Annotated in this window: 24 protein-coding genes and 1 tRNA gene; 7 read left to right on the top strand and 18 right to left on the bottom strand. The window is 65.8% G+C overall.

The genetic code is table 11. The annotated features are described in order from the left end of the window. Positions 1-39 precede the first annotated feature (39 nt). From ACXJJ8_RS02660 to ACXJJ8_RS02615, 10 genes are all read right to left on the bottom strand, one after another. Complete coding sequence (locus ACXJJ8_RS02660) at positions 40-333, bottom strand: KGG domain-containing protein (RefSeq protein ID WP_499027188.1); 294 nt, start codon at positions 331-333, stop codon at positions 40-42. Between the two features lie 237 nt (positions 334-570). Beyond that, positions 571-1737 carry a zinc-dependent alcohol dehydrogenase gene (locus ACXJJ8_RS02655; RefSeq protein ID WP_499026745.1) on the bottom strand — a complete coding sequence of 389 codons (1167 nt, stop codon included), beginning with the start codon at positions 1735-1737 and terminating at the stop codon, positions 571-573. A gap of 73 nt (positions 1738-1810) precedes the next feature. Further along, on the bottom strand, positions 1811-2599 hold the full coding sequence (locus ACXJJ8_RS02650; RefSeq protein ID WP_499026744.1) for a substrate-binding domain-containing protein: 789 nt from the start codon (positions 2597-2599) through the stop codon (positions 1811-1813). Next, positions 2596-4413, bottom strand: coding sequence for a PQQ-dependent catabolism-associated beta-propeller protein (locus tag ACXJJ8_RS02645; RefSeq protein ID WP_499026743.1), 1818 nt, complete (start codon positions 4411-4413; stop codon positions 2596-2598). Before ACXJJ8_RS02645 ends, ACXJJ8_RS02650 begins: the two co-directional genes overlap by 4 nt. Then, positions 4401-4763: a hypothetical protein gene (locus ACXJJ8_RS02640; RefSeq protein ID WP_499026742.1), complete on the bottom strand. Its 363-nt coding sequence runs from the start codon at positions 4761-4763 to the stop codon at positions 4401-4403. The genes ACXJJ8_RS02645 and ACXJJ8_RS02640 overlap by 13 nt, the downstream gene beginning before the upstream one ends. Further along, positions 4754-5380 carry a cytochrome c oxidase subunit 3 family protein gene (locus tag ACXJJ8_RS02635; RefSeq protein WP_499026740.1) on the bottom strand — a complete coding sequence of 209 codons (627 nt, stop codon included), beginning with the start codon at positions 5378-5380 and terminating at the stop codon, positions 4754-4756. Before ACXJJ8_RS02635 ends, ACXJJ8_RS02640 begins: the two co-directional genes overlap by 10 nt. After that, complete coding sequence (gene ctaD, locus ACXJJ8_RS02630; protein WP_499026739.1) at positions 5377-7302, bottom strand: cytochrome c oxidase subunit I; 1926 nt, start codon at positions 7300-7302, stop codon at positions 5377-5379. Before ctaD ends, ACXJJ8_RS02635 begins: the two co-directional genes overlap by 4 nt. Then, complete coding sequence (locus tag ACXJJ8_RS02625; RefSeq protein ID WP_499026737.1) at positions 7302-8246, bottom strand: cytochrome c oxidase subunit II; 945 nt, start codon at positions 8244-8246, stop codon at positions 7302-7304. The genes ctaD and ACXJJ8_RS02625 overlap by 1 nt, the downstream gene beginning before the upstream one ends. Then, positions 8243-8812, bottom strand: coding sequence for a c-type cytochrome (locus ACXJJ8_RS02620; RefSeq protein WP_499026736.1), 570 nt, complete (start codon positions 8810-8812; stop codon positions 8243-8245). The genes ACXJJ8_RS02625 and ACXJJ8_RS02620 overlap by 4 nt, the downstream gene beginning before the upstream one ends. After that, the gene (locus ACXJJ8_RS02615) at positions 8790-10559 is read right to left on the bottom strand and encodes a methanol/ethanol family PQQ-dependent dehydrogenase (RefSeq protein ID WP_499026735.1); all 1770 of its coding nucleotides are present in this window, start codon (positions 10557-10559) and stop codon (positions 8790-8792) included. The genes ACXJJ8_RS02620 and ACXJJ8_RS02615 overlap by 23 nt, the downstream gene beginning before the upstream one ends. Positions 10560-10687: 128 nt before the next feature. Between ACXJJ8_RS02615 and ACXJJ8_RS02610 the strand changes: the two genes are divergently transcribed. Together ACXJJ8_RS02610 and ACXJJ8_RS02605 are read left to right on the top strand one after the other, a co-directional pair. Continuing rightward, a complete protein-coding gene (locus ACXJJ8_RS02610; protein WP_499026734.1) occupies positions 10688-11680 on the top strand; it encodes a TIGR03885 family FMN-dependent LLM class oxidoreductase in 993 nt (330 codons plus the stop codon). Next, a complete protein-coding gene (locus ACXJJ8_RS02605; protein ID WP_499026733.1) occupies positions 11673-13958 on the top strand; it encodes an amylo-alpha-1,6-glucosidase in 2286 nt (761 codons plus the stop codon). Before ACXJJ8_RS02610 ends, ACXJJ8_RS02605 begins: the two co-directional genes overlap by 8 nt. Positions 13959-13961: 3 nt before the next feature. On the opposite strand, the gene ACXJJ8_RS02600 is transcribed toward ACXJJ8_RS02605, so the two are convergent. From ACXJJ8_RS02600 to ACXJJ8_RS02590, 3 genes are all read right to left on the bottom strand, one after another. After that, entirely contained in the window at positions 13962-14375 is a 414-nt protein-coding gene (locus ACXJJ8_RS02600) for a sensory rhodopsin transducer (RefSeq protein WP_499026731.1), read from the bottom strand. A 9-nt stretch (positions 14376-14384) separates the two neighbouring features. Next, positions 14385-14864, bottom strand: a complete 480-nt coding sequence (locus ACXJJ8_RS02595) for a hypothetical protein (RefSeq protein WP_499026730.1) — start codon at positions 14862-14864, stop codon at positions 14385-14387. A 239-nt stretch (positions 14865-15103) separates the two neighbouring features. Beyond that, positions 15104-17053: a S9 family peptidase gene (locus tag ACXJJ8_RS02590; RefSeq protein WP_499026729.1), complete on the bottom strand. Its 1950-nt coding sequence runs from the start codon at positions 17051-17053 to the stop codon at positions 15104-15106. 176 nt (positions 17054-17229) lie between these two features. On the opposite strand from ACXJJ8_RS02590, the gene ACXJJ8_RS02585 reads away from it, so the two are divergent. Together ACXJJ8_RS02585 and ACXJJ8_RS02580 are read left to right on the top strand one after the other, a co-directional pair. Then, positions 17230-17799 (top strand): DUF4142 domain-containing protein, encoded by a 570-nt coding sequence (locus tag ACXJJ8_RS02585; RefSeq protein WP_499026727.1) that lies wholly within the window; start codon positions 17230-17232, stop codon positions 17797-17799. Positions 17800-17827: 28 nt separating this feature from the next. Further along, positions 17828-18031: a hypothetical protein gene (locus tag ACXJJ8_RS02580; protein WP_499026726.1), complete on the top strand. Its 204-nt coding sequence runs from the start codon at positions 17828-17830 to the stop codon at positions 18029-18031. A 78-nt stretch (positions 18032-18109) separates the two neighbouring features. Here the strand turns inward: ACXJJ8_RS02580 and ACXJJ8_RS02575 are convergent, their stop codons facing one another. From ACXJJ8_RS02575 to ACXJJ8_RS02560, 4 genes are all read right to left on the bottom strand, one after another. After that, positions 18110-18781, bottom strand: a complete 672-nt coding sequence (locus tag ACXJJ8_RS02575; protein WP_499026723.1) for a DUF6766 family protein — start codon at positions 18779-18781, stop codon at positions 18110-18112. Between the two features lie 3 nt (positions 18782-18784). Next, positions 18785-19306, bottom strand: a complete 522-nt coding sequence (locus ACXJJ8_RS02570; protein ID WP_499026722.1) for a hemerythrin domain-containing protein — start codon at positions 19304-19306, stop codon at positions 18785-18787. A 171-nt stretch (positions 19307-19477) separates the two neighbouring features. Further along, positions 19478-19747, bottom strand: coding sequence for a hypothetical protein (locus ACXJJ8_RS02565; protein WP_499026721.1), 270 nt, complete (start codon positions 19745-19747; stop codon positions 19478-19480). Between the two features lie 129 nt (positions 19748-19876). After that, positions 19877-20407 (bottom strand): hemerythrin domain-containing protein, encoded by a 531-nt coding sequence (locus tag ACXJJ8_RS02560; RefSeq protein ID WP_499026720.1) that lies wholly within the window; start codon positions 20405-20407, stop codon positions 19877-19879. Positions 20408-20525: 118 nt separating this feature from the next. Between ACXJJ8_RS02560 and ACXJJ8_RS02555 the strand changes: the two genes are divergently transcribed. Then, on the top strand, positions 20526-22925 hold the full coding sequence (locus ACXJJ8_RS02555; RefSeq protein WP_499026719.1) for a catalase: 2400 nt from the start codon (positions 20526-20528) through the stop codon (positions 22923-22925). A 55-nt stretch (positions 22926-22980) separates the two neighbouring features. On the opposite strand, the gene ACXJJ8_RS02550 is transcribed toward ACXJJ8_RS02555, so the two are convergent. Then, positions 22981-23057 (bottom strand) — tRNA-Pro (locus tag ACXJJ8_RS02550). 167 nt (positions 23058-23224) lie between these two features. Between ACXJJ8_RS02550 and hisS the strand changes: the two genes are divergently transcribed. After that, a complete protein-coding gene (gene hisS, locus ACXJJ8_RS02545; protein ID WP_499026717.1) occupies positions 23225-24592 on the top strand; it encodes a histidine--tRNA ligase in 1368 nt (455 codons plus the stop codon). Next, complete coding sequence (locus ACXJJ8_RS02540) at positions 24589-26472, top strand: HAL/PAL/TAL family ammonia-lyase (RefSeq protein ID WP_499026715.1); 1884 nt, start codon at positions 24589-24591, stop codon at positions 26470-26472. The genes hisS and ACXJJ8_RS02540 overlap by 4 nt, the downstream gene beginning before the upstream one ends. The last annotated feature ends 1 nt before the right edge of the window (position 26473 follow it).

Genomic DNA, 26473 nt, shown 5'->3' with positions numbered 1-26473 from the left:
CACGTCCGGAGCGGCGTCCCGACCCACGACATCAATCGATCAGCTGTTGTTGCGACCGCCACCACCGCGATCTTCGCTGGTGAACTGGCCTTGCTCGTCGCGCTCCTGGTCCTGGTTGTTGCCACCACGATTGCCACCGCCCTGCGAGCGGGATCCACTGGCCTGCATGTCGCGATCGCTGTCCGAACCACCGCGATTGCCGCCCCCACTGGCCTGGCCACCCTTGCGACCGGCTTCGCGCGCTTCTTCCGACGTGAATTCGTGCGCGTTGCCGCTCTCGTGCGCCGCACGCCCGCCTTCTGCCGCGATCGCGCGCTGCTTGTCCTCGTCCATCGAAGCGAAACCGCGCTCGCTGCTGCGATCGCCCTGGTTTCCGCCCTGGTTCTGTCCGCCCTTGCCCTGCTGGTTGTTGCCCGACTGCTGGTCCTGACGTGCCATTTTCGAATCCTCCGTGAGTTGTTTGCGTTGCAACGACCGCGCACTGGTTTGTCGTTCGTCATCGCGGGCGTTGGAGCCGATCGTGCAATGCGCGTTGTCAACGCAAGAACAAGCCAGCCGTAGATACCTGAATCAATGCGGACGCAACACCACCTTGCGGCAATCGTCCTCGGCCTTGTCGAAAATCTTGTAGGCCTGCGCCGCGTCTGCAAGCGCCATGCGATGGGAGATGATCACGTTCGGCGCGAGCTTTCCTTCCATGATGAATTCGAGCAGCGCCGGCATGTATTGCTGCACGTGCGTCTGGCCCATGCGGAATGCCAGGCCCTTGTCGAATGCATCGCCGAACAGGAAGGCATGGATGAAGCCCGCGTAGACGCCCGGCACGCTGACCGTGCCGCCGCGCCGCGTGGCCGCGATGCACTGCCGCAAGGCCTTGCCGCTGCTGCCTTCCAGCTTGAGGTTGGTCATCGTGGTCTCGATCACGCTGCCCTTGGCTTCGAAACCGACGGCTTCGATGGACGCATCCACGCCGCGGTTGTTGGTCCGCTGCACGATGACCTGCGCGGGGTCGTCGTCGACTTCGAAATTGATCGGCTCCACGCCCCACGTCTGTTTCGCGAACTCCAGCCGATAGGGATGTTGGTCGACCATGAAGATGCGTTCGACACCGAGCAGGCGAGCGCATGCGGCCGACATCATCCCGACGGGGCCCGCGCCGAAGATCGCCAGGGTCGAGCCTTCGCCCACTGCTGCATTCAGCACGGCCTGGTAGCCCGTGGGCAGGATGTCGGAAAGGAACAGCACTTCCTCGTCGGAGATGCCTTCCGGAATCTTGAGCGGGCCGACGTTGGCCTTCGGCACGCGAACGTACTCGGCCTGGCCACCGGCATAGCCGCCGTACAGGTGCGTGTAGCCGAACATGCCCGCGCCGGAACGGATGTCCTTCTTGTTGAGGATCGCGCCACGGTCGGGATTGGTGGTTTCGCATGCGGCGTACAACTGCTTCTGGCAGAAGAAGCAGTCGCCGCAGGAGATGGTGAAGGGCACGACGACGCGGTCGCCCTTCTGCACGCGCTTCACGCCGGGCCCCACTTCTTCGACGACGCCCATGAACTCGTGGCCCAGGATGTCGCCGTCTTTCATGCCCGGCACCTTGCCACGGTACAGATGCAGGTCCGATCCGCAGATCGCGGTCGCCGTGACGCGCAGGAGGATGTCCTCCGCATCGCGGATGGTCGGGTCGGGGACGGTTTCCACGCGCACGTCGTGCGTGCCTTGCCAGGTCAGTGCTTTCATTGTCGGCTTCCTCGAGGGGCCGGCTTCGACAATGCACGGCGCGATATCAAACTCGCGAAACAGCGGCCGTCGTTCAGTCTGTCGGTTCAGGAACTGCGTAGCTGTGCAAAATGGCCTCGATCGCGACCGCGTTGCGCTCGAGCGCGCGATCCAGTTCGCGGCGCAGGGTCGCATCGGTCTTGCGCACGCCCATCGAGACATCGAAGCGCATCGGCCATTGCGGGCCGTCGAGCCACGGCGTGACCGGCGCGATGTGCAACGGGACACGCGCCTGTTTCGCGAAGTAGCCCGCGGTCGGGCCCCACGCCACGGCGACATCGATGTCGCCCGCGGCCACCGCATCCACGATCGCGCGCTGCGGCGCGGTGCCCGCATAGTCCCCGTAGAGCATGTAGCCGCGGACGTTGGCGACCAGGCCGCGACGGGAGAGCGCATGGGCGGGCGGCGTGTTTGCACCATCGTCCCCGATGAGCTGGACGCCGATCGTGGCCGTCGCCAATCGCGGATCGTCCAATGACACCAGGTCGTGCAGCGCGCCGTTCTCGCGAACGACGAAGACGTAACCGGATCGGTAATACGGGCGCGTGGTGGCGATGCGCTCCATGCCGCTCGCGATGCCGGGGATGATGTCGCAATCCTGCGTATCCAGCGTATTGCGGATCGCGCCACGGCGTTGCGGCCACCACAGGTAGGTCACCGTCGCATGCAGATCGCGTGCGAGCACCTCGACGATCTTGTTTTCGAAACCCTCGCCCGCGCGGTTGGAAAAGGGCAGGTTGTTGGGGTCGGCGCAGACGCGCAGCTCGCGGCCGAACGCGGGCGCGCAGCAGAGCAGGAGTGCGAGGACGATCAGGCGTTTCATGGTCCCACCGCCACGCCCCACGGCTTGCCACCGGTGCGGATCGTCGCCAGCGTGCGTCGTGTCTTCGTATCGATCACGGTGACATCCCCGGACAATCCGCTCGCTGCATAGACGCGGGTCGCGTCGCGCGACAGGTCGATGCCCCAGTTGCGGTGACCGACCGGGTGGTAGCGCAGGATCTGGCCGCTGCGCGCGTCGATCTCCGCCACGTGATCGCCGCGGCCCAGCGCGACATAGGCGCGCGTGCCATCGTCGGTCAGCGCGATGCCGACCGCCTGCACGGTATCGGGCGCGCGTGGATCGCGGTCGAAGTCGATCGTCCGCACGACGCGGCGCGTGCGCATGTCGAATACGGCGACCGTGGCGCGCGCTTCGGACGACACCCACAGCCACCGCCCATCCTCCGTGAACACCGCGTCGCGCGGGCGCGTGCCGACGGGGATATTGTCGACGACTTCGCGCGTCTTCGCATCGATGAAATGCACGAGGCTCGCGGTTTCCGACGTGCAGACGACCCAACGGCCGTCGGGACTCGCGGCGATGCCTTCGGGTTCGGCGCCCACGGGCACTTCGGCCTGCAATTTGCCCGTGGCGATTTCGACGAAGGACACGAGCGCATCGTTTTCGTTGGCGATGTAGATCGTCCTCCCGTCCGGGCTCAACGCGAAGCGTTCCGGATCGGGGCCGGAAGGCACATGCGCGACGACCTTGCGCGTCGCCAGGTCGATCACGTCGATGCGATCGTCGTCGCTGACCGCCACGTACAGGCGTTTGCCCGCGCGGTCGATCGCGATGCCGCGCGGCCGCGCGCCGACGGCGATGTTCGCCTGCACGCGCCAGTCGGGTGCCTGGATGACGTGGACGACATTGGCTTCTTCGTCACTGACATACACGGTCTCCGCGCGCACCGCCGGTGCGATGGCGACCAGCGCGACGAAGGCCGCCACGCGCGGATTCAAGCCGCGCGCAAGCAGGGCGACACCGGCCGCGGCGTGCACCAATCCGCCCGGCACCCACATGAGCAGGCCCGCGAGTTGCTGGTCTTCGACCGGGCTCAAGCCATAGGCATCGAGCCCGAGACGCGCGTAGCCGACGTACCAGGGACTGGTCGACAAGGCCATCAATGCACCGAGGGCGCCGGACACGACCGCGGTGAAGAACAGGCAGCCGACCGCCATGCCCACGTTCGCACGGTGCGCACGCAACACTGCCCACCAGAACAACAAGGCGGTGACCAGGAAACTCAGGTGTTGCGCGACGTGCCAGCCGGGCGAGGCGAGAGCGAGGTCGAATGCGGCCGGCGCATGCCACCCCCACAATGCGACGGCCTGCAACAGCGTCGCGACGACAGGTGCAGTGATCGTGCTCCACACACGTTGCCAGCCGGGGTTCAATCCCGCTTCGCCGAGCCTGAAACGCCAGCGTTGCGGCAAGGCCCACAGTGCGATGCCGAGCGGGCGCGACAGCACCAGCAAGGGCGCCGCGATCAACATCAACAACTCGTGCTCGATCATGTGCGCGGCGAAGGAACGTTCACCCGCCGCGTGCAAGGGACTCACCAACGCCCCTGCGAGCACGATCCAGCCAAGCCCGAACCACACCGCCTGCTTCGAACCCGTGCGCACCGAACGCGCGCGCAATCGCGCGAACCCGATGGCGAACCACGCCAGGCTGATGAGCAAAGGCACGACGACCCAGGCATCGAACGTCCATCCAGGGCGCGGTCCTCCCTTGTCGCCATGCGCGAACGCGGCCAATGGCGCGAAAGCCAGGCCGACCAGCAACGCGCCCCGCAACGTCTTCAGGTGCCGCATGCCGGCACCACGTAGCCCGCGAACGTCTGCCACGCGACCGCGATCGACATCAGCAGCGCCGCCAACATCCCCAGGTGCGCGATGAATCGGCGCCCGCCGCTGCGTGCCTCCGCGGCATCCAGCGCGCGGACCGCACGCCACGAGAGCACGCATCCAAGCGCCATCCACACGAGCACGCCGACAGCCGCGAGCAGGAACAGACGTCCGTCGCCGAGCCGGCAGTCGAACCGCAACATGTCCGACAACACCTGGTGGTGCAGCGCATAACCGCTCAGCGCGGCGAACAGCGCCGCCCACGGGGCGTATCGCGACGCACCGGGCGGACGCGGGGCAGGGCGCGTCACACCCATCGCGGCGTCCAGTAGATCGTGAAGTAGAGGATGACCCAACTCCATACGATGAAACGCCAGTACAGGGCGTTATCCATCACGTCGGAGAAGCGGCGCCCGTCGATCTTCTTCGGCACCAGGATGGCGGCGAGCACGCAACTGTCGTACACGTCGGTAATCGTGTGGAAGGTGTGCAGCGCAAGCAGCGCCCACACGATCGAACCATAGGCCGTGATGTCCCACCGCACGTTCATCGCATGCATTTCGAGCCCGCGCAGCACGATGAGCGCGAGGCCGAACGCGATCATGACCAGGAGGCCGATCCGCACCGCGCGTGCATCCTGGAGCTGCGCCTTCTTCTCGAGCCACCAGTTCGGGATCTCGCTCAGCACGGCCACCACCGTGAACGCCGTGGCCCAGAACAGGGGCGGTGGCGCGCTGTGCGGCGGCCAGTGCGCTTCGTTGCGCAACAGGTAGAAGTAAACGCCGAGCGCCAGGATGAAGCCCATGCCCTCGATCAGCATGAAGCCGATGACGCCCCAATAACCCATCGACGTCGCGCCGAACGCGTAGTCCGGCAACTCCGAGACATCCCCCGTCGGCAGCCAGCGGCGCTTCGTGGTGCCAGCGTCGATCATGCGGGCTCTCCCTCTTCATCGGAGGCCTGCGTTTCCGGTTGCGACTTGCGCGGCCAGAACCAGATCGTCATCGCGATGCCGGCGGGGATCGCGCCCCAGATGAAGCCCCACTGGTCGAAGATCGACCACACGAATGCGATGGTGATGGCGATCGCCGAGAAGAACGGCCAGATGTCCGGGCCAGGCAACTTCCAGCGATTGACGGGGAAGGCATCGATCGGCGTGGTGAGCAAGACTTCGCGTTCGTCCTTGCGCGTGCCTTGCAGCGAAGGCAGGTCGCCGCGGGGCGCACCGACGTCGTTCGCCCAAAGCGGATGGCGATTCTCGACGACCGGAATCGCGGCGAAGTTGTACGGCGGCGGCGGGGACTCGGTGGCCCATGTGAGGTCCGGCGCGCCCCAGGGATCGGCGGGCGCCTTTTCGCCGCGCAACACGCTGCGGACCACGTTGACGACGAACAACAGGACGCTCAGCGCGATCAGGTACGAACCCGCGGTCGCGATCAGGTTCCACAGATCCCAGCCCAGGCCGGCCTGGTAGGTGTAGACACGCCGCGGCATGCCGATGATGCCGAGCCAGTGCATCGGGAAGAAGGTCACGTTGAAGCCGATGAAGAACAACCAGAACTGCCACTTGCCCAAGGTTTCGGACAGCATGCGGCCGGTGAACTTCGGGAACCAGAAATACAGCGCGCCCATCAGCGGGAACACCGCGCCGCCGATGAGCACATAGTGGAAATGCGCGACGACGAAGTAGGTGTCGTGCACCTGCAGGTCCAGCGGTACGGAAGCAAGCATCACCCCGGTCATGCCGCCGAGCACGAACAGGACGAAGAAGCCGAGCACGAACAGCATCGGCACGCGCAACGACACCTTGCCCGTCGCCATCGTGGCGATCCAGCAGAACACCTGCACGCCGCTGGGCACCGCGATCAACATGCTCGCCGCGGTGTAGAAACTGTTGCCGAGCGGCGGCAGGCCGGTGGCGAACATGTGGTGCACCCACAACCCGAAGGACAGGAAGCCCGTCGCGACGAGTGCCAGCACCATCGGCGTGTAACCGAAGATCGGGCGGCGCGAGAAGGTTTCCACCAGCATCGACAGCATCCCGAGCGCCGGCATGAAGATGATGTACACCTCCGGGTGCCCGAAGAACCAGAACAGGTGTTGCCACAACAACGGGTCGCCGCCTTCGGCCGGGTTGTAGAACTGCGTGCCGATCAGGCGGTCGGTGATCAGGAAGGTGCTGCCCAGCATCACCGACGGCATCGCGAAGATCACCATCAGTGCGGTGACCAGCATCGCCCAGGCGAACAACGGCATGCGCGCCAGCGTCATGCCTGGCGCGCGCATCGTCATGGTGGTCGCGACGATCTCCACCGCGATGCACAGCGCGGAGACCTCGGTGAAGGTGATCATCTGCGCCCAGAAGTCGGTGCGCTTGCCGGGCGAGAAGTCGGAAGAAGACAGCGGTACGTACCCGGTCCATCCCGCTTCCGGGCCGATGTCCATCGCGAAGGCGATGAAGATCATGATGCCGCCGAACAGGTACACCCAGTAGCTGAACGCGTTGAGTCGCGGGAAGGCGATGTTGCGCGTGCCGAGCATGATCGGCAGCACGAAGACCGCGACGGCCTCCATGATCGGCACGGCGAACAGGAACATCATCACCGTGCCGTGCATCGAGAACACCTGGTCGTAGGTGTCCGGCCCGAGCAGTTTGTTTTCGGGAATGGCCAGCTGCGTGCGCATCGCCAATGCCATCAGGCCGGCGAGTGCGAAGAACACGAGGGCGGTCGCGATGTAGCGCCGGCCGATGCGTTTGTGATCCACGGTCTTGAGGAAACCGATCAAGCCGGGGCGATCGCTCCAGGTGTTGAGCAACGCGACATCGCGATTGTCGGGGCCGTCGAACGCGAGCATCAGTGCAACCCCATCAGGTAATCGACGACGGCGGTGGTTTCCGCAGGCGTGAGCGGAACGGCGGGCATGTTCGAACCGGGTTTGAAGTGTTGGGGATCGGTGATCCATGCGGCCATGTCGCCGCGCCGCATCGGCAGGGTGCCGGCGGCGAGCGTGCGGCGGCTGGCGACGTGCGTCAGGTCGGGGCCGAGGAGGCTGTTCGCGTTGGTGCCGCGCACCGCATGGCAACTCGCGCATGCGGTGCTTGCGAATGTACGTGCGCCCATTTGCGCAACCGCGGTGGCGGGCGCGACCGAAGGCGCACGCTGGCGCGCCTGCCACGCTGCGAAGTCCGCCGCCGATTCCACCTGCACGTCGAGCGCCATGTGCGCGTGCTGCAAGCCGCAGAACTCCGCGCACTGCCCGCGGAAGCGACCCGCGACGCGCGGCGTCAACAGGATCGCGTTCGCATGGCCGGGAATCAGGTCTTCTTTCCCGCTCAGCGACGGCACCCAGAAGCTGTGGATCACGTCGCCTGCGCGCAATTCGATGCGCGCGGTGCGGTCGCGCGGCAAGTGCAGCTCGTTCGCGGTCGTGAACTGTTTCGACGGGTCGGGATCGAGGTAATCGATCTGCCACCACCATTGCTTCGCGGTGATGCGCACGGTGAGTGCGTCGTTGCCGGCGTGCAGGCGGCGGTCGGTGAGGTAGCTCGCGGCCACCAGCCAGGTGAGCAGGCCGACGACGAGGATCGCGAAGGCGATCAGCGCCTTGTGCAACAGCGGGTCGCGTGCCTGGCCGGTCGAGGTCGCGCGCACGCGCGTGATCAACACGTAGCCAAGCCATAGCAGGATCAGCACGTACACGGTGCCGCAGATCCACAGCATCAACGTCCAGACATCGGCGATCGCCGAGCCCTGGTCGGCCGCCGAGGCGAGCATCGAATGTGCGTCGGGCCCCGTCATGGCTGCGGCGGATTTGCGGCGGAGGGATCACCGCCGACCGGAGGTTGCTTCGGCAGTTGCGTCATTGGTGGCGCGGCGGACATGCCTTCGCGACGGCTCGGTGCTGCGTCCTTGCCCACGTTGCCCGACATCGCGCGGATGTACGCGGACAATTGCCAGATCTGCGCATCGGTGAGCTTGCCGCGCCACGCGGGCATGCCGTTCGGCCGCCCTTCGACGATGGTCGCGTGGATCTGGTCGATGTTGCCGCCGTAGCGCCACTGATCGTCCATCAACGCCGGGCCCATGCCGCCGCCACCGCCCGCGGCATGGCAGCCGGAGCAGTTGAAGGCCTTGTACCAGCGGCCACCTTGCGAAATGTCGAACGCGTTGCGTTCGTAATGTTTGCCGATGTCGCTGACGGCCTCGGGCAGGCGGTCCCCGGGTTGCAACGTGGTGAGGGACGGATGCGCGACGGGCTGCTCCGGCGCTGTCGCGTATTCGCGCTTCTCGCGCTCGCACCCGCCGCACAGTGCGGCGAGAATCGCGACCACCGCGCACAGCTCACTTCGGAAGCGCGAATACATAGAGCGTGCCTCCGGGCGAAGTGCGTGACTTGAGATCCTTCACTGCGTTGGCGAAGCCGCCGCCCGCCGTCTGGTCGCGCGCATCGAGGTTGCCGACGACGATCGCGCCCGCCCATCCGCCGATGCCCGACAGGATCGCGATGTATTGGCGACCGTCCGGCCCGCGATAACTGATCGGTTGCCCGATGATTCCGCTGTCGGTCTTGAACCGCCACAGCAGCTTGCCGCTGCGTGCATCCAGCGCCTTGAACCAGCCATCCATCGTGCCGTAGAACATCACGTCGCCACCCGTCGCGAGTGCGCCGCTCCACACCGGAAGGTCTTCCTTCACTTCCCACGCCGCCTTGCCGGTCACCGGATTCCACGCGGTGACGACGCCCCGATTGCCGCCGGGCCCCGCATACATTTTCACGTCGGCACCGACGTAGGGCGTACCGGCGATGTAGTTGACTTCGTTGGGCATGAAATCCATGCACAGGTTGATGTGCGGGATGTAGAGCAGCCCGGTGCGCGGCGACCATGCCGACGGATTCCAGTCTTTCGCACCCGGCGAAGCGGGGCAGACCTGGCGCACCACGCGGCCCGTCTTCGGCTGTTTCTCCATGTTGTAGGCAGGCCGGCCCGTCTTCAGATCGATGTGCTTGATCGAATTGACCGGGAAGAACGGCGTCGCAGACAAGACCTGGCCCGTCGCGCGATCCATCACGTACACGAACCCGTTACGTTCGGCGCGCACGAGCACCGTGCGCTTCACGCCGCCGATGGGCAGGTCGAGCAGCAGGTTTTCATTGACCGCGTCGTAGTCCCACAGATCGTGCGGACTGAACTGGTAGAACCAGCGCGCGCTGCCGTCGTCCGGATCGCGCGCGAAGATGCCCGCGCTCCACTTGTTGTCGCCGGGGCGTTGCTCGGCATTCCACGGGCCGGGATTGCCCGTGCCGTAATAGATGAGATCGAGCGCGGGGTCGTAGGAAATCCAGCCCCACGGATTGCCGCCGCCGATCTTCCAGGCTTCACCGGGCCAGGTGTGCACGCCGAGGTCGCGACCGCGATCGCTTGCGTAGTAGGGCTTGAACGACGGACCGATCAGCACGTCCTTGTCGGGGCCGGTGCTCCAGGCCTTCCACGCGATCTTGCCGGTGTCGACGTCGAGCGCGACGAGCCAACCGCGCACGCCCATCTCGCCGCCCGCGTTGCCGACGAGCACCTTGCCCTTCACCACCATGGGCGCCATCGTCACGGTTTCGCCCTTGTTGATGTCGCCGAGTTTCGTGCGCCATACGGGCTTGCCGCTGTCCGCATCGACCGCGATGGTGTCGCCGTCGAGCGTGTTGATGATCACCTTGCCCTGCCAGAACACCGCCCCGCGGTTCACGACGTCGCAACACGCGACGCCTTGCGAAGCCGGGTCGGGCTTGGGGTCGTACATCCATTTCTGCGGCGCGCCCGGCTTGGCCAGGTCGAGCGCGATCAGCCGATTGGGGAAGGGCGTGACGATGTACATCGTGCTGCCGACGACGATCGGCGCCGCTTCCTGTCCGCGATTGATGCCGGTGGAAAAGGTGAAGGCGACCTGCAATTTGCCGACGTTCGCGGCCGTGATCTGCGCAAGCGGGCTGAAGCGCGTGCTCGCGTAATCGCCCGGCGCCATCGTCCACTGACCATCGGGTTGTTTCGGCGGCTGCGGTTGCGCTGCCTGCGCACAGGCGCACGCCGCCGCGAGCGCAATCATCAACACGGACTTCATTCGATGGAGGCCTCGCCTGATGTCTTCCATGGGGGTCCAACCGGTGCCGCGCAGGATCGTGGGCCGGTGGAAGTGGACGCGGCGTCAAGCGACACGACCACGACAGGCGAGCTGCTAAGAACGTGGTCATGATCAAGCGCACGCGCGTCATCGGCTACCACGCATCCCATGAGCAGTTCGGTCCGGCGCAACTGCTGGACCACGTCAGACACGCGCAAACCGCCGGGTTCACCGCGGCGATGTGCTCCGACCATTTCCATCCCTGGAGCGACGCGCAAGGGCAGTCGGGCCATGCATGGACCTGGCTCGGCAGTGCGATGGCGACCACCGATTTGCCATTCGCCGCCGTGACAGCACCGGTCGGGCGCTATCACCCGGCGATCGTTGCGCAGGCGGTTGCGACGCTCGGCGCGATGCACGGCAACCGCTTCACGCTGCTCGCCGGCAGTGGCGAAGCACTGAACGAAGCGATCACCGGCCGTCGATGGCCGGCGAAGGACGAACGCAACCGCCGCTTGCGCGCCGCCGTCGAAGCGATGCGTGCGTTGTGGCGAGGCGAAACGGTCACCGTCGACGATCCGCGCGCCGGTTTCCGCATCGCGCAAGCTCGCCTGTACACCTTGCCGCCGGCGATGCCGAAGGTGTTCGTCGCCGCGATGAGCGAAGCCACCGCGCGGTGGGGCGGGGCGTGGGCCGACGGGCTTGTCACGCTCACGATGCCCGACGATCGCCACGGCAAGATCCTCGAAGCATTCCGGGAAGGCGGCGGAAAGGACAAACCCGCGTGGCTCCAAGTCAAACTTGCCTACGACGAGACCGACGACAAGGCGCTCGACGGGGCGCACGCGCAGTGGCGGACGAACGTGCTTGCGGGCGAGGTGTCCCAGGAGTTGCGCACGCCGAAACAGTTCGAGGACGCGGCGTCCACCGTGACGAAGGACGACATCCGCAAGGCCGTGCGTGTTTCGGCCGACCTCGCGCGTCACATCGCATGGCTGAAGGCCGACAGCGCGATGGGCTTCGACACCTTGATGCTGCACAACGTCAACACTGCGCAGACACGCTTCATCGAAGACTTCGGGCGGGTCGTCATTCCGGCGTTGGAGAGTGCCGATGCGTGAAATTTATCCGGAGGTGCGGCTGCGCGTGCGCGCGGAGTCCGCCCTGACCTCGCGCGGCGATACGGTGCTTTCGACCCGGCTCGACGGTTCGATCGACGGCGACGAAGAACAGGGGTTGTTCGTCCACCAGACGCGACTGGTCAGCCGCCATCGCATCACGCTGGCCGGGCGTCGCCCCTTGCTCGCGACCGGGTCCAACTCGCGGCAGGACCGATGGGACGGCTACCTGATCGTTCCGCCGCCGGGTGGCGAGGGAGAAGAAGCCTCGCTGCCGCAGACCGCGTCGCAGGAGACCTTGGAACTCGCACTCACGCGCGTGGTGGGCGAGGGGATGCACGAGGATCTCGATGTGCACAACTACACGCGCGAGCCGGTCGAAACGACGCTCGTCCTGGAACTCGACGCGGACTTCGCGGACCCCGAGGAAACCAAGGGCGATCGCAAGCACCACGGCGCGATCACGCGCACGTGGACGAAGGACGCCGCTGGCGCGCACGTCCTGGAGATCGCCTACAAGGTGCGTCGTCGCTATGCGCATGGCAGCGAGCGGGGCACCGCGACGCTGGACCGATCGGTTCGCATCCGCATCCTGCATGCCACGTCGCCACCGCGACGCCAGGGAAAGAAGCTCGTTTTCGATATCGCATTGCCGCCGCGCGGCCATTGGCATGCGTGCATCGAGTATGGCGCCCGCATCGAAGACAAGGTGCTGCCCGCGCCCGACTGCATGTTGCGCAGCGGCATGGCCGAGACAGACCGCACGCACGCACCGTTCCTGGAGGAGGCGACGTCGTTCGAGTCCGCGGAAAGCGAGACCCTCGCCCCCGAAGTGATGGCGATGCTCGAGCAGGCGCGCCACGACATCAGCGCGCTGCGCCTGCATCGACTGGATCGCGGGCCGCGCGCATGGACGGTGGTCGCCGGCGTGCCGATGTACATCGGCCTGTTCGGCCGCGACACCTTGGTGGCGGCCTGGCAGGCCGCGCTCTGCGGGCCGGAGTTGTTGCGCGGCACGCTGCCGGTCCTCGCCGACCTGCAGGGAACGCGCAACGACCCATGGCGCGACGAACAACCCGGCCGCATCCTGCACGAAGCGCATGAAGGCCCGCTCGCGCACCTGCAGTTCAAATCCAAGGGGCGCTATTACGGTTCGATCAGCAGTTCGGCCCTGTTCCCTTATTGCGTGGCGCAACTGTGGAGTTGGACGGCCGATCGCGAAGCCGTCGGGCCGTTGATCGATCCCGCGATGCGCGCGCTCGAATGGCTCGACCGCGTCGGCAACGAAGGGTGGAAGGGTTTCCACGCCTACAAGACGCGCGCGAAGGAGGGGCTCGAGAACCAGAGTTGGAAGGATTCCAGCGATGCGCTCGTCGATGAAGACGGGCGGAAGGTGGGCCAACCCTCCGCGGTGTGCGAAGAACAGGCGTCCGCATTCGCCGCCAAGGTCGCGATGGCCGAAGTGCTGCATGCGTTCAACCGCAAGGCCGAGGCCAGGCGTCTGTTCCGCGAAGCGATGGAGTTCCGCAAGCGGTTCAACGAAGCGTTCTGGCTGGAGGACCTCGGCACCTTCGCGATGGCGCTGGACCCGAAGGGAAAGCCCGTGCGTTCGGTCGGGTCCAATGCGCTGCATTGCCTGTCCAGCGGCATCGCCGACGAAGCCCTGGCGCCGCGCACGCTGGATCGCCTTTTCCAGGCGGACATGTTCAGCGGGTGGGGCATCCGGACGCTCTCGTCGGACCACCCGGCCTACAACCCCTACGCCTATCATCGCGGCACGGTCTGGCCGGTCGAGCACGGGCCGTTCGCCATCGGCGCCTATCGCGCGAACGCGCGCGAGCGCGTCGACCAGGTGGCGCGTGCGATGTTCGAAGTCGCCACGCTGTTCGATTCGGCGCGGCTGCCGGAATGCTTCAGTGGCCATCCGCGCGACCCCGCGCATCCGTTCCCGTCGCTGTATCCACCGTCGAACGCGCCGCAAGCCTGGTCGGCGACGACGCCCTTCACGCTCGTGCAGGCGCTGCTGGGCCTGCAGCCGTATGCGCCGCAGGGCTTGTTGCTGGTCGATCCGCGATTGCCGCATTGGTTGCCGACGTTGCGGCTGAAGGGCTTGCGCGTGGGCGATGCCGTGGTGGACCTGCGCTTCTTCCGCAAACCCGATGAAACGACGGACTTCGAGATCGAGCAGCAGCGGGGTGAATTGCGCGTCGTGCAACGCGCGACCCCCTGGGCGACGACGCTGCAGTTCGGCGATGCGCTGCAGCAGTTGCTTGCCGCCTGAGAGCTAGTCGGCGGGCCAGGCGATGGTCGTCATCAGGGCATTCTCGGCCTGGCGCGAATCCAATCGGGAATGTTGCACGATGATCGGGCCGTCGGCTTCGATCACGCTCGCGTAGGGCGTGTCCGTCGGTACGGGTTCGGGATCGGTGAGGTCGTTGAAGCGCAGATGCTTGGTGCGCTGGCCATCGAGCGTCAGCACGTAGGGCCCGACCGGCGCGCGATCTTCGAAGTACAACGTGATCTCCACGCGCACGGCCGACGCGCCGGTGTTGAGCAGGCAACAGGTTTCATGGCTCGCCAGCTGCGGTTCGGGCCCGTTGCTCCATGCGGGCAGGTAGCCCTCCGCGATGACCCAGCGTGTACGGCCGAGCGCCGGCATCTCGCGGGCGCCCGAACCTGCATTCGATGGTGTCGCCATCCGACGTCGTCAGTTCGACAACGCGGAGGCCGACAACGCCTCCGACAACCAACTTCGCACGTTTTCAGCATGCCGCTGTTCGGTCGTCAGGGCTTCCGAGAAGCGCTGGACGAGCTTGGCCTGCATCAGGCCCATGCTTTGCACTGCGGTCATGTCCGCGCAGGGCGTCTGCGTGGTCGGATCGCCGCCCATCTGTTCGATCGCCTCGACCAGCAAGGCGTAATGCCCGGCCTCTTCGTCGCGCTGCAGACGGACCTCGGCGAACGTCATGTCGCCCGGGAAAGTGTCCTTCTGCAGGTCCCCGTTCATGCGTGCGCATGCGTGCTGGAAGCGCTGGGCCTCCAATTCCAAACCGTCCAGCAGGATGATCCGCACGCGCGTAAACGCATCGTCGTCCAGCTTGCTGATGGGTTGTTGCACCAGGGCGCGCCAGGTGAAGCGTTGCTTGTCCAGCGAGCATCCCTTGATGTCTTTGAGGCTCAGAGTCATTGCGTTGCTCCCGGATGCGCGTGCGGCGGACATGCGGCGCAACATGGCGAACACGTTGTGTCGGTGATGTACAAGCGACAGCAAGAAACGCGCGCTGTCGCTCTCACCGATGGACGAGCGCCCGCGCTGCACGCCGGGGCTGCGCTTCTATCAATGGATGATGGAGAAGGCGACGTGCGCGAGTTCGAAGCGCTCGCCGGCCGCGCCGCGGGCGATCCGGCGAGCGCTGCCGACGCCGATCAACTGTTCTCGCCGCCGCAGACAACCCATCGTTCGCCCCAGGCCACGATGCGGTTGTGATAGTCGACGCGATTGCTGGGCCGGCCCCGTTCGGCTTCGGCGTGCGTGCTCTGCGGATACAGCACGAGTTCGACCGGCGTGCGCGTGTAACGGATGAGATGCGCGAACACTTCCTCGGATTGGCCGCGCGGGCACCGCCCGTCGTTTTCGCCCTGCAGCAGTAGCGTCGGCGTGCGCGCGTTCGGGAGCGCGTCGAGGACGGACACGTCGTGCCAGCGCGCGCGGTGATCGGTCGCTTCGCCGTCCATCAGCCACGGGGTGACGTAGTGCCCGGTGTCCGAGGTACCGAAGTGCGACTCGAGGTTCGCGACCGGGGCACAGACGACCGCCGCGCGAAACAGATCGCTGTGGCCGATGGCCCACGCCGAAAGAAAGCCGCCGTAGGATTTCCCGGCGCAGGCGACGCGGTCGTCGCACACGCCTTGCGCTTGCAACCGACGAACGACGGCCTCGTATTGCGGCAGGTCGAGCGCGCCCCAGCGACCGCGCAGCCGGCGTGCGAATGCGGTGCCATATCCGGAGGAGCCCACGGCATCGGGTGCGACGATCGCCCAACCCTTCTGCAGGAACAGGTACCAGTAGGTGTGCGCCGCGAAATCGACGAGCACGTTGCTGTGCGGCCCGCCATGCATGTCGACCAGCAGGGGAAAGGGGCCTTTGCCCCGGGATGGCGTCAGTACCCAGGCGCGGATCGACTCGATGCCCCCATCGCCATCGGGCACATCGAAGCGCCGACGCACCACCTTCGGTCGCGGCCGCTTGCGGAACCAGCGGTTGAATCGGGTGTGCCGGCGTTCGTCGGTGCCGTCCCACCGCATGCTGTGCACTTCTTCCAGGCGACGCATGCTGGTCGAGACGAACGCCAGGCGATCTCCCCAGGCGGCGCACAGGTTCACCGCGCGCAGCGCGCGATCGATGACCCGGACCGCACCGTCGCGCATCGTCACCACCGCGAGGCGCATCAATCCCTGGTCGATGCAGACCATGGCGATGCGGTCGCCGTCCGGGTGCCAACCGATCTGCGTTCCCGGCTCCAGTTCGAAATCCTCACCGCCCAGTTGCACCGGTGCGTCGTCGCCGTGCACGTCGACGCACCACAGCCGCGATCGCGAATCGCCCGGTTCGACCGAGCCGGAGAACAGGATGCGCCGATTGTCCGGCGACCACGTCACGGAGGAAATCGAGGAGATCGTCGACACGCGACGTCGCGCATTGCCGCCATCGGCGTCGGCGATCCAGAGATCGGCATGGCACCGTTCGCGCTCGGGGCGATCGCGCACGTAGGCCAGATGCCGGCCATCGCCGGACCATCTTGCGGAGGCGATGTCGAAGTCGCCCTTGGTGAGCCGCGTGGCTTCGCCCGTTTTCGCATCGATGCTGAACAGGTGTGTGCGCTCGCCGACGAGGATGCCGCTGCCGTCGCGCTTGTACGGCAGGTAGCAGACAACGGCGGGGGAGCGCTTGCCGTTCGGCGCATCGGGGTCGTGGTCCTCGTTCCAGTTGCAGGCCGCACTGACGAGGAGCGCACTGTCGTCGGGCAGCCAACCATGCAGCGTCGAGACGGCTTGATGCAGATTCGAAAGCCGGCGCGCTTCGCCGCCGTCGCCGGGCATCAGATGCACCTGCGATCCGCCGTCGCCGCGCTTGGAGATGAAGGCGAGCAAGGTGCCATCGCTGTTCCACTTCGGCGTGCCGACACTGAACTCGGCGGAGGTCATCGGCCGGGGGGCCTCGTCGACGTTCGACAGGCACCACGCCGTCGTTTCGTAGTCGTCGTCCTGTTCCTTCGCGCGCGTGAGGTTGAAGACGAGTCGGTCGTGCTGCGTCGACCCGTTCAGTTCAGCCAGCGTGCGGTGTTTGAAGACGTCGGTGGCTTCGAACGCTTTCATCCTTTCGCGGTGCTCCTCGTGGCCCTGCCCGAGTCTGGAACGCTGCTCGTGAACGCGTCGCGCATGGAAAAGCGTGTCGCGTGCCAGAAATTCTTTCCGTGCCGAGTCTTTTCGATGACGCACCGTTGACTTGGGTGCGTGCACGTTCCGCTCACCAGACAACGGAGTCGCCACAAATGAACAGCAGGACGCGCACCGCGCTGATTTCCACGATCCTCGCCACCGCGTGTGCGGTGGTGGTGCCCGCCGCCATGGCGCAGGAAAAGGCCGCCGCCACGAAGGATGCGATGCAGGCGTCGACGAAGGATTCGGGAGATGCCACCGCGCTCGCCGTCGTCGCCACGGTCGACAAGGACGAGATCGCCGCGGCGAAGCTCGCGCTCACCAAGAAGATGAGCAAGGGCGCCGAAGACTACGCGCACATGATGGTCAAGGACCACGAAGCCAACCTGGCCGAGACGAAGAAGCTGAAGGCCTCGTCGGGCATGAGCCACGACCCCGCAGCCGAAGCGCAGAAGAAAGACGACGAAGCGATGATGGCCAAGCTCAAACCGCTCGAAGGCAAGGCATTCGAAAAGGCCTACATCGACGGCATGGTCGCCGGCCACACCAAGGTACTGGGCAAACTCGACACCGAGTTGCTGCCGAAGGCCTCGGACGCCAAGGTCAAGGCGCACCTGACGAAGACGCGCGCCGCGGTCTCCGCGCATCTGGATGCCGCGAAAGCACTGCAGGGGCAGGGTTGATCCCTGCGCCGTTCGAAGGTCCGCGAAGATGGGCACCGAACAACTGCTGAGTCACGACCTGCTTCGCCAAAGCGAGCAGGTCGCCACCTTCGTCAGGGCGCTGCATGTCGTCGCCAGCCAGTACGCGTGGGACGACGTGGAGCCCTATGCCGAGGAAGCGTGGACGCAGATCTCCGATGGGTTGCGTTGGCCCGAGATCCGCGAGTTCGTCCGGGAGGCGTGGGTCGGTTGACCTACGCCGCGGCGTCTCGCATCAGTGTTGCGAGGCAGTGACGACCTGGTTGTCGAGTGTCTTGTGTGTTGCCATGTGTCAGGTTCCTGTTTGCGAGTGCGGTGCTTCCAGCGGTTTGGATTGCGTCGAATTCTTCTGCCGCAACCAGATGCTGAGAAGCACGATCGAGAGAACGGCGAGGAATTCGCTCTGCCAGTTCTGGAAGGACTCGAACCAGAAATCCGCGGAGACCAGATAGCCTTTCAAGTCGATGGGCGACTCTCCCTTGGCCGCGCGCTCGACGAGGTCGCGGTGCCAACTGCCTTCGGCATGCAGGCCGAAGGACAGGACGAACAACGCCATGAAGGCCATCGCAAGCGAGTGGCTGTACAGCGCCTTCCAGATTCCACCCGCGCGCACGGGCCAGGGCGGCGGACCGGGATCGATGCGGGGATCTTCTTCGGCCTCGGTCATCGGCCGCGATTCCGCCGATCCCTTCTGCCGCAGGACGACGGTGAGGAGGACGTACATCCCCATCTGAAGGAACTCGCTTTCCCAATTCTCGAACGTGGCGGACATCGCGTGGCCGCTGACGAAGTAATGCGGGAAATCGAGCGGCTGCAATCCGAGTTCGCGCCGTTCTTCGTTGTAAACCGACTGGCCGGTCACGAATTGACCGGCCAGTGCGCCCAACATCAGGAATGCCGCGACAAGCGACAGCCCGTTGCGGCGGAAGAACGAAGGCGGGTGCCGACGGTTGTCCTGCCCCATGCCTTACTGGCGCGTGGTTTCGCGCGACATGCCGCTGGCGGCCTTCGCCTTCTCGTTGACCACCATCTTCATGGCGTCGTCCGAGCCCTTCCAGCTTTCGTACTCCTCGTCCATGTGTGCGCGTTCCTCGGCGCTGAACATCTCGCGCGCCATCTTGAACATCGTCTTCTCTTCTTCCTTGGCGTGATGGTCGATGAACTCGCCGAACACCTTCACGCGGCCAGCGAACTCGGGCGTGCCCGGCTCGGCCTGGTGCACTTCGGGGATCACCGAGTTCTCGACGGCGTGGTGCTCGGCGAGAGCTTCGGCATGCGTCTGCAGGCCCTCGCGGTCCGCACGTTCCTTGAACGCCGGGTAGAACACCTGCTCTTCCCACTTCGCGTGCGGGATGAGGCTGTCTTCGATCTGCTCCAGCAGATCCACCCGCCCCTTCACGGCGCGGTCGGTTGTGTCCTTGATCTGTTCGAACAACGCGCGCAGGGCGTCGTGTTCTTCTTTCAACGTCTTCAGGATATCGCGTGCCATCGGGGTCCTCCGGTTGAACTGCAAGCGGCGATGCTGGACCCTCGGCGGTCGACACAGCGTCAATGCAACGGCTTTTACGCAACGTTGGCGCTCCTCAATCGACGGTCTGGTGCATGCCACGCACGCATCGAACCCATCGGCGAAGACCGCGCTGGTGACGGCGCCTTCGCTCTAAACCTGCGCGCCCCAGGCATGCGCGCGCGCTGGCATCCACGGACGGCGTGCGTTCGCCATCGCCCAACGCTCGAGCGCCGCCATGGCATCTTCAGGCGACGCCGCGCGTTCCGTCGTCCACCCGAAGCCGGCATTGCTGGGGTGCGAGAGATAGCAGATGTGGTCGAGCGTGCTCACGATGCCGACAGGTTGTCCGTTCGCGACAAGCCAGGACGCGGTGCCCCAGGACGAAGACTGCCGCTGCCATTGGAATCCTTTCGGGAGCATGGAAGATCTCGCTTGCAGTGACTGCGCCGGAGGTTCGCGCAGCGCATGTGTATGCGGCGCATGTTGGACGTGGGTGTGGATAACCGATTCAGAAATCGGTCAGGCGACTCGCTCGGCGTCCGCAAACTCTCAGTGGCGACGATCGCTGACGACCTTGACGACGGCCCTGGCGCCTGCCTTCGTCTTTTCCATCACCATCGCACCGGCAGCGCCCACTGAGGACTTCCACTCTTCGTACTGCACGTCGAGTTCCGCGCGCTCGGCCGCGGTGAACAGCTTCCGCGCCATCTTGAACATGGTGGTCTCTTCTTCGGTCGCGTGATGATCGATCAACTCGCCGAAGACCTTGACGCGCCCCGCGAACTCGGGCGTATCGGGCATGGAGGCGTGGACGTCGGGGATCACGGAGGTTTCCACCGCGCGGTGCTCGGCCATCGCCTCGGCGAAGGTCTTCTGCCCGTCGCGGTCCGAACGTTCCTTGAAAGCCGGATAAAACACTTCCTCTTCCCACTTCGCGTGCGGGATCAGGTTGGCTTCGATCTTTTCCAGCAACTGCACGCGGGACTTCTTGGCGCGATCGGTGGTCGCATTCATCTGATCAAACAGATCGCGCAGGAGGTCGTGTTCGGTTTGCAGCGTCTTGAGGATGTCGCGTGCCATGGCTGTGTTCTCTTGCATCGGGTGATGCCACTGTCGGGTGTGGTGAGTGGACAGCGCGTGCATGTCCGCGTCACGACGCGCTTCGTAACGTGCTTGATCCACGCATCGAGATGACTCCATGGCACGTCGCAAGCCGCCGTCTTCCACGCCCGCTTCACGAACCGGCGGCCGCGCCGCCGCACGCAACACCGACAGCGGCGGTGCCCGCGGCGTTCCCAAGGGCACCGGCGATCGCATCGCCGAGCGAGCGGCGGATGTCGACGCGACGGTGGAAGCGATGCCGTTCAACGCCAACAAACCGTTGGAGTACGGCTACGACAACGCCCATGCGCCGCAGGAAGGCGAAGGCGTCGAAGCACCGAGCCCCGACGTGGGTGCCAGTACGCTGACCGAGGTCAACACTTCCGACAAGCTCGGCACGCGCGCAAGAAGCGGCGAACCCGTCGACGTGGGCCCGCTCGATCCCGTGCGCACCGATGCCACCGCGCGCCGCCTGACGACCAACCAGGGCGTGCCCATTTCCGACAACCAGCATTCCCTGAAGGCCGGGCTGCGCGGGCCGGCGTTGCTGAAGGATTTCATCCTCCGCGAAAAGATCACCCACTTCGACCACGAACGCATTCCCGAACGCATCGTGCATGCGCGCGGCAGCGGCGCGCACGGCTTCTTCGAGAGCTACGCATCGTTGACCGACATCACGCGCGCGGCGCCGTTCCGCGAAGAGGGCAAGCTCACGCCGGTCTTCGCGCGTTTCTCCACCGTGCAGGGCGAGCGCGGTTCGAAGGACACCGCGCGCGATGTGCGCGGCTTCGCGGTGAAGTTCTATACCGACGAAGGCAACTGGGACCTGGTGGGCAACAACATCCCGGTGTTCTTCATCCAGGATGCGATCAAGTTCCCCGATCTGGTCCACGCAGTGAAGCCCGAGCCGCACCACCAGATGCCGCAGGCCGCGTCGGCGCACGACACGTTCTGGGACTTCGTGTCGCTGATGCCCGAAAGCACGCACATGCTCATGTGGTTGATGTCCGACCGCGCGATCCCGCGCTCGTACCGCATGATGCAGGGCTTCGGCGTGCATACCTTCCGGTTCGTCAACGCGGACGGCGAAGCCCGCCTCGTCAAGTTCCACTGGACGCCGAAACTCGGCACGCACGCGCTTGCCTGGGAGGAAGCCGTCAAGATTTCCGGAGCCGATCCCGACTATCACCGCCGCGATTTGTGGGAAGCCATCGAAGCGGGCGAATACCCGGAATGGGAATTGGGCGTGCAGGTCTTCACCGAAGAGGACGCGGCGCGTTATTCCTTCGACATCCTCGACTCGACCAAGCTCATTCCGGAAGAGTTGGTGCCCGTGCAGCCGATCGGGCGCATGGTGCTCAACCGCAATCCCGACAACTTCTTCGCCGAGACCGAACAGGTCGCGTTCTGCACGGCGCACGTTGTGCCGGGCATCGACTTCACGAATGATCCCTTGCTCGCAGGTCGCATCCACTCGTACGTGGATACGCAGCTCACGCGCCTGGGCGGTCCGAATTTCCACGAGATCCCGATCAACGCGCCGATCGCGCCCGTGCACAACAACCAGCGCGACGGTTTCCATCGGCAGGCGATCAATCGCGGTCGGGTTTCGTACGAACCCAACAGTCTTGCCGGCGGTTGCCCGTTCCAGGCCGGGCCCGCGGGTTTCGTTTCATTCCCCGAGCCGGTGAAGCAGGACGAGCTGCGCGGTCACCCTGAAAAATTCGCCGAGCACTACAACCAGGCGACGCTGTTCTTCAACAGCCAGACGCCGGAAGAGCAGGCGCACATCGCCGGCGCGTTCCGCTTCGAGTTGAGCAAGGTGACGGTGCCCGCCGTGCGCGCGCGCATGCTCGCGGGATTGGTGAACGTGTCGGTGGATCTCGCCGGCCAGGTGGCGAATGGACTCGGCATGGAACTGCCCGAAGCATTGCCGCGCGCCATCGCCCGCGTGCCGAAGCCGGAAGTGAAGGCATCGCCCGCGTTGTCGATGTTGTTCCGTCCGGGCGAGGCCGGCGTGCGCACGCGCAAGTGCGCGATCCTCGTCGCCGATGGCGTGAACGGCAAGACGGTCGAGACGGTGCAGCGCGCGTTACTCGACGCCGGCGCGGTTCCCCGGCTGATGGGCGTGCGCATCGGCCCGTGCACCACCGACGCGGGCGAGATGCTCGATGCCGACGTCTCGCTGGAGAACGAGCCGGGGGTCCTGTTCGACGGCATGATCGTGCCGGACGGCGTGGACCGCATGGGCGAGCTGCGCATGGATGCGCGCACGCTCGACTACCTCAAGGAACAGTTCCGGCACTGCAAGACGCTGCTGGTGTTCGGCGATGGCGAATCGTTGCTGGCGTCGGCGGGAATTCCGCGCGCGCTGCCGGATGGCTCGCCGGATGGAGGCGTCATCGTCGGCGCCGATGCGCGAAGCGCGGTGCGGGCCTACATCGAGGCCGCGGGCCGCAGGCACTGGGAGCGGGAGACCGATCCGCCGCGGGTTTGATCCGGGCACAAAAAAAGGCCCGCACTGCGGGCCTTTTTTACTTTCGGCGAGAAATTGGTCGGGGAGACAGGATTCGAACCTGCGACCTCTACGTCCCGAACGTAGCGCTCTACCAGACTGAGCTACACCCCGACAGCCGAGCCGCGAATTCTAGCGGGAGGCCCGAGGCCGAGGCAAGCCTCGGATGCTGCGGATGTGGGCGGGGCAGGGGCGCGGCGCCCAGCCGCTAGACTATGTCGCTTGCGGCCGACCGCGGCGGATTGCCCGGCGCCGGCGCCCTTCGACTCCTGGAGCCTGTTTTGAGCACGCCGATCAAGCCCCGCACGCCGTCGGGCGTCATGGAATTGCTGCCGCGCGACCAGATCGCCTTCCAGCGCATGCTGGACACGATCCGCCGGACGTTCGAGCAGTTCGGCTTCCTGCCGGTGGAAACCCCGGTGATGGAGCTGTCCGACGTGCTGCTGACCAAGTCCGGCGGCGACACCGAGCGCCAGGTGTACTTCGTCCAATCCACCGGCGCGCTCGAAAACGCCGGGCGCGAGGGCCGGCCGGAGCTGGCGCTGCGCTTCGACCTGACGGTCCCGCTCGCGCGCTACGTGGCCGAACATGAACACGACCTCGCCTTCCCCTTCCGCCGCTACCAGATGCAGCGGGTCTATCGCGGCGAGCGTGCCCAGAGCGGGCGTTATCGCGAGTTCTACCAGTGCGACATCGACGTGATCGGCAAGGATTCGCTGTCGCCGCGCTTCGACGCCGAGATCCCGGCGGTCATCGCCTCGGTGTTCGAACACCTGGCGATCGGCGATTTCACGATCCATTTCAACCATCGCAAGTTGCTGCGTGGCTACTTCGAAGGCCTGGGCATCGGCGATGGCGAGCAGCAGTCGGCCGTGTTGCGTGAACTCGACAAGCTCGACAAGCGTGGGCCCGATGCCGTGCGCACGACCTTGCTGGGCGAAGGGCACGCGTTGGCGCAGGACGTGGTCGACGCGCTGATGGCGTTCTCGCAGGTGCGTTCGAACGGACACACCGATGCGCTGGCGAAGCTGGATGCCTTTCCGCAGGGCACGGCGTTGTTCGAAGAAGGACGTGCGGAACTGCGCGCGATCCTCGCGCAACTGCAGGCGCTCGGCGTTCCCGAACACCGCTACGCCCTGAACCTCTCGATCGCGCGCGGCCTGGATTACTACACCGGCATCGTCTACGAAACCTTCCTCGACGCGCATCCGCAGATCGGTTCGATCTGTTCGGGCGGCCGTTACGACAATCTCGCGAGCCATTACACGAAGTCGAAGTTGCCCGGCGTCGGTATCTCGATCGGCCTGACGCGCCTGTTCTACCAGTTGCAGAAGGCGGGGCTGGTGTCGACGGCCGCAAGTTCGGTCGACGTGCTCGTCGCGCTGATGGACGATGCGCTGTTGCCCGATGCGCTCGCGCTCTCGCAGCGCCTGCGTGCGGCGGGGCTCAACGTGGAAACGCAACTCGAACCACGCAAGCTGGCCAGGCAGTTGCAATACGCCGATCGCGCCGGTATCCGCTTTGTCGCCATTGCCGGCGAAGACGAGATCGTGCGCGGCGTCGTCGCCGTGAAGGACATGCGCAGCGGCGACCAATTCGAACTCGCCGAGGCGGACTTGCCGGCGAAGCTCCAGGAGACCGTGCAATGAGACCCGTTCGCCTCGATGGCCGTTCGCTGACGCAACGCATGCTGGTGGAAGTCGCGCATGGCGCGATCGTGGAGCTCGACGCGGTTGCGTTGAAAGCCGTCGCGCGCGCGGCGGAATTCCTCGCCGAACAAGTGGCGCGTGAAGAACCGATCTACGGTGTATCGACGGGGTTCGGCAGCAATGCCGACAAGTTGCTCGGCGGTCATCCCTTGCGCGAGGCCGACGTCAGCCGCTCGTTGCACCACGAATTGCAGAACAACCTCATCGTCACGCACGCGGTGTGCGTCGGCGATCCCTTCCCGCGCGAAGTGGTGCGCGCGATGCTGTGCATCCGCATCAATACGCTGCTGCGCGGGCATTCGGGCATTCGCGTGGACACGCTGCAGGCGCTGGCAGCGATGCTCAACGCGGGTGTCGTGCCCGTGGTGCCGCAGCTGGGTTCGGTCGGTGCGTCGGGCGATCTTGCGCCGCTCTCGCACCTGGCCATCGTGCTGCTCGGCGGGGGCGAAGCGTTCGTCGACGGTGAGCGTGTCTCCGGCGGCGAAGCGTTGAAGCGCAAGGGCCTGCACCCGGTGTCGCTGTCGTACAAGGAAGGGCTCGCGCTCAACAACGGGACGGCGCAGATGCTTGCGTGCGGTTCGCTCGCGTTGCAACGCCTGGAGGAATTGCTTGACACGGCCGACATCGCGGCGGCGATGACGATCGACGCGTTCGCCGGTCGCCTGGGCGCGTTCGCCGAACAGGTGCATGCGTTGCGCCCGCATCCGGGGCAGGTGCATGCCGCTGCGCATTTGCGGCAGTTGCTCGAAGGTTCGACGCTCGCCAACATCCCGTACCACCTCGTGCCGAAGTTCTGCAGTTGGACGCCGGACGCGTGGGACGACGCGGCCTCGCACGCGCAGCCCTTCGACATCGGCTGGCAGTGGGTGCCGTTCACGGCGCGCCACGGCCGCGAGAAGTTCTACACGCGCTTCCGCCCGTTCCGTGGCGGCAAGAAGCACCAGCCGCAGGACAGCTATTCGCTGCGCTGCGTGCCGCAGGTGCACGGCGCGGTTCGCGATGCAGTGGAGCAGGCCAGGCGCGTGTTCGACGTCGAACTCAATGCGGTCACCGACAACCCGCTCGTGTTCCCCGACGCGCAGGCCGAACACGTGGAGGAGCAGGTGATCTCCGCCGGCCACTTCCACGGCATGCCCCTCGCGCTGGCGATGAGCTACGTGAAGGCGGCGATCCCGGTGCTCGCCTCGATCAGCGAGCGCCGCCTCAACAAGTTGCTCGACCCCGCGACCAACGATGGCCTGCCGGCTTTCCTCATCGGCAACGAGGACGGCACCGAATCGGGCCTGATGATCGTGCAATACACCGCTGCGGCCATCGTCAACGACCTCGCCAGCCGCGCAATGCCGGCGTCGGTGTATTCGATCCCGACCAGCGCGAATGCCGAAGACCACGTGTCGATGGGTGCGAACGAAGCGCGCCACGTGCTCGCGATGGTTGCCGACCTGGGCAAGGTGCTGGGCCTGGAACTGATGACCGCCGCGCAAGCGCTGGACTTGCGCCGCGACATGATCAACGCCGCGCGTGCGCTCGCCGAACGTGCGGATGCCGAGGGATTCGCGGCGAAAGTGCAGGGCGCGCCCCCGAAGGACAGCGCGGAACGCGCGCGTTTCCTTGCGGAAGTCGATGGGCTGCGCAAGGAACTCGAACAAGCGGTGGAATTCCGTCCGGGCCGCGCAGTGGAAGCCGCCCATGCGGCGATCCGCACGCGCATCGCACCGATGGAGCGCGACCGTGCGCTCGATGGCGATGTCGCGATGGCGGTGCGGCTGGTGACGGAGAACGTCGTCCTCGATGCCGCGCGCGCGGCGTTGAACGACTGAC

The organism is Lysobacter sp. P5_C4, assembly GCF_054049695.1.
This window is presented reverse-complemented; position numbering and strand designations above follow the sequence as displayed.

Coding starts and splice junctions, on each gene's coding strand:
- ACXJJ8_RS02660 (WP_499027188.1), bottom strand. CDS start 333: ATGGACGAGGACAAGCAGCGCGCGATCGCGGCAGAAGGCGGGCGTGCG.
- ACXJJ8_RS02655 (WP_499026745.1), bottom strand. CDS start 1,737: ATGAAAGCACTGACCTGGCAAGGCACGCACGACGTGCGCGTGGAAACC.
- ACXJJ8_RS02650 (WP_499026744.1), bottom strand. CDS start 2,599: ATGAAACGCCTGATCGTCCTCGCACTCCTGCTCTGCTGCGCGCCCGCG.
- ACXJJ8_RS02645 (WP_499026743.1), bottom strand. CDS start 4,413: ATGCGGCACCTGAAGACGTTGCGGGGCGCGTTGCTGGTCGGCCTGGCT.
- ACXJJ8_RS02640 (WP_499026742.1), bottom strand. CDS start 4,763: ATGGGTGTGACGCGCCCTGCCCCGCGTCCGCCCGGTGCGTCGCGATAC.
- ACXJJ8_RS02635 (WP_499026740.1), bottom strand. CDS start 5,380: ATGATCGACGCTGGCACCACGAAGCGCCGCTGGCTGCCGACGGGGGAT.
- ctaD (WP_499026739.1), bottom strand. CDS start 7,302: ATGCTCGCGTTCGACGGCCCCGACAATCGCGATGTCGCGTTGCTCAAC.
- ACXJJ8_RS02625 (WP_499026737.1), bottom strand. CDS start 8,246: ATGACGGGGCCCGACGCACATTCGATGCTCGCCTCGGCGGCCGACCAG.
- ACXJJ8_RS02620 (WP_499026736.1), bottom strand. CDS start 8,812: ATGTATTCGCGCTTCCGAAGTGAGCTGTGCGCGGTGGTCGCGATTCTC.
- ACXJJ8_RS02615 (WP_499026735.1), bottom strand. CDS start 10,559: ATGAAGTCCGTGTTGATGATTGCGCTCGCGGCGGCGTGCGCCTGTGCG.
- ACXJJ8_RS02610 (WP_499026734.1), top strand. CDS start 10,688: ATGATCAAGCGCACGCGCGTCATCGGCTACCACGCATCCCATGAGCAG.
- ACXJJ8_RS02605 (WP_499026733.1), top strand. CDS start 11,673: ATGCGTGAAATTTATCCGGAGGTGCGGCTGCGCGTGCGCGCGGAGTCC.
- ACXJJ8_RS02600 (WP_499026731.1), bottom strand. CDS start 14,375: ATGGCGACACCATCGAATGCAGGTTCGGGCGCCCGCGAGATGCCGGCG.
- ACXJJ8_RS02595 (WP_499026730.1), bottom strand. CDS start 14,864: ATGACTCTGAGCCTCAAAGACATCAAGGGATGCTCGCTGGACAAGCAA.
- ACXJJ8_RS02590 (WP_499026729.1), bottom strand. CDS start 17,053: ATGAAAGCGTTCGAAGCCACCGACGTCTTCAAACACCGCACGCTGGCT.
- ACXJJ8_RS02585 (WP_499026727.1), top strand. CDS start 17,230: ATGAACAGCAGGACGCGCACCGCGCTGATTTCCACGATCCTCGCCACC.
- ACXJJ8_RS02580 (WP_499026726.1), top strand. CDS start 17,828: ATGGGCACCGAACAACTGCTGAGTCACGACCTGCTTCGCCAAAGCGAG.
- ACXJJ8_RS02575 (WP_499026723.1), bottom strand. CDS start 18,781: ATGGGGCAGGACAACCGTCGGCACCCGCCTTCGTTCTTCCGCCGCAAC.
- ACXJJ8_RS02570 (WP_499026722.1), bottom strand. CDS start 19,306: ATGGCACGCGATATCCTGAAGACGTTGAAAGAAGAACACGACGCCCTG.
- ACXJJ8_RS02565 (WP_499026721.1), bottom strand. CDS start 19,747: ATGCTCCCGAAAGGATTCCAATGGCAGCGGCAGTCTTCGTCCTGGGGC.
- ACXJJ8_RS02560 (WP_499026720.1), bottom strand. CDS start 20,407: ATGGCACGCGACATCCTCAAGACGCTGCAAACCGAACACGACCTCCTG.
- ACXJJ8_RS02555 (WP_499026719.1), top strand. CDS start 20,526: ATGGCACGTCGCAAGCCGCCGTCTTCCACGCCCGCTTCACGAACCGGC.
- ACXJJ8_RS02540 (WP_499026715.1), top strand. CDS start 24,589: ATGAGACCCGTTCGCCTCGATGGCCGTTCGCTGACGCAACGCATGCTG.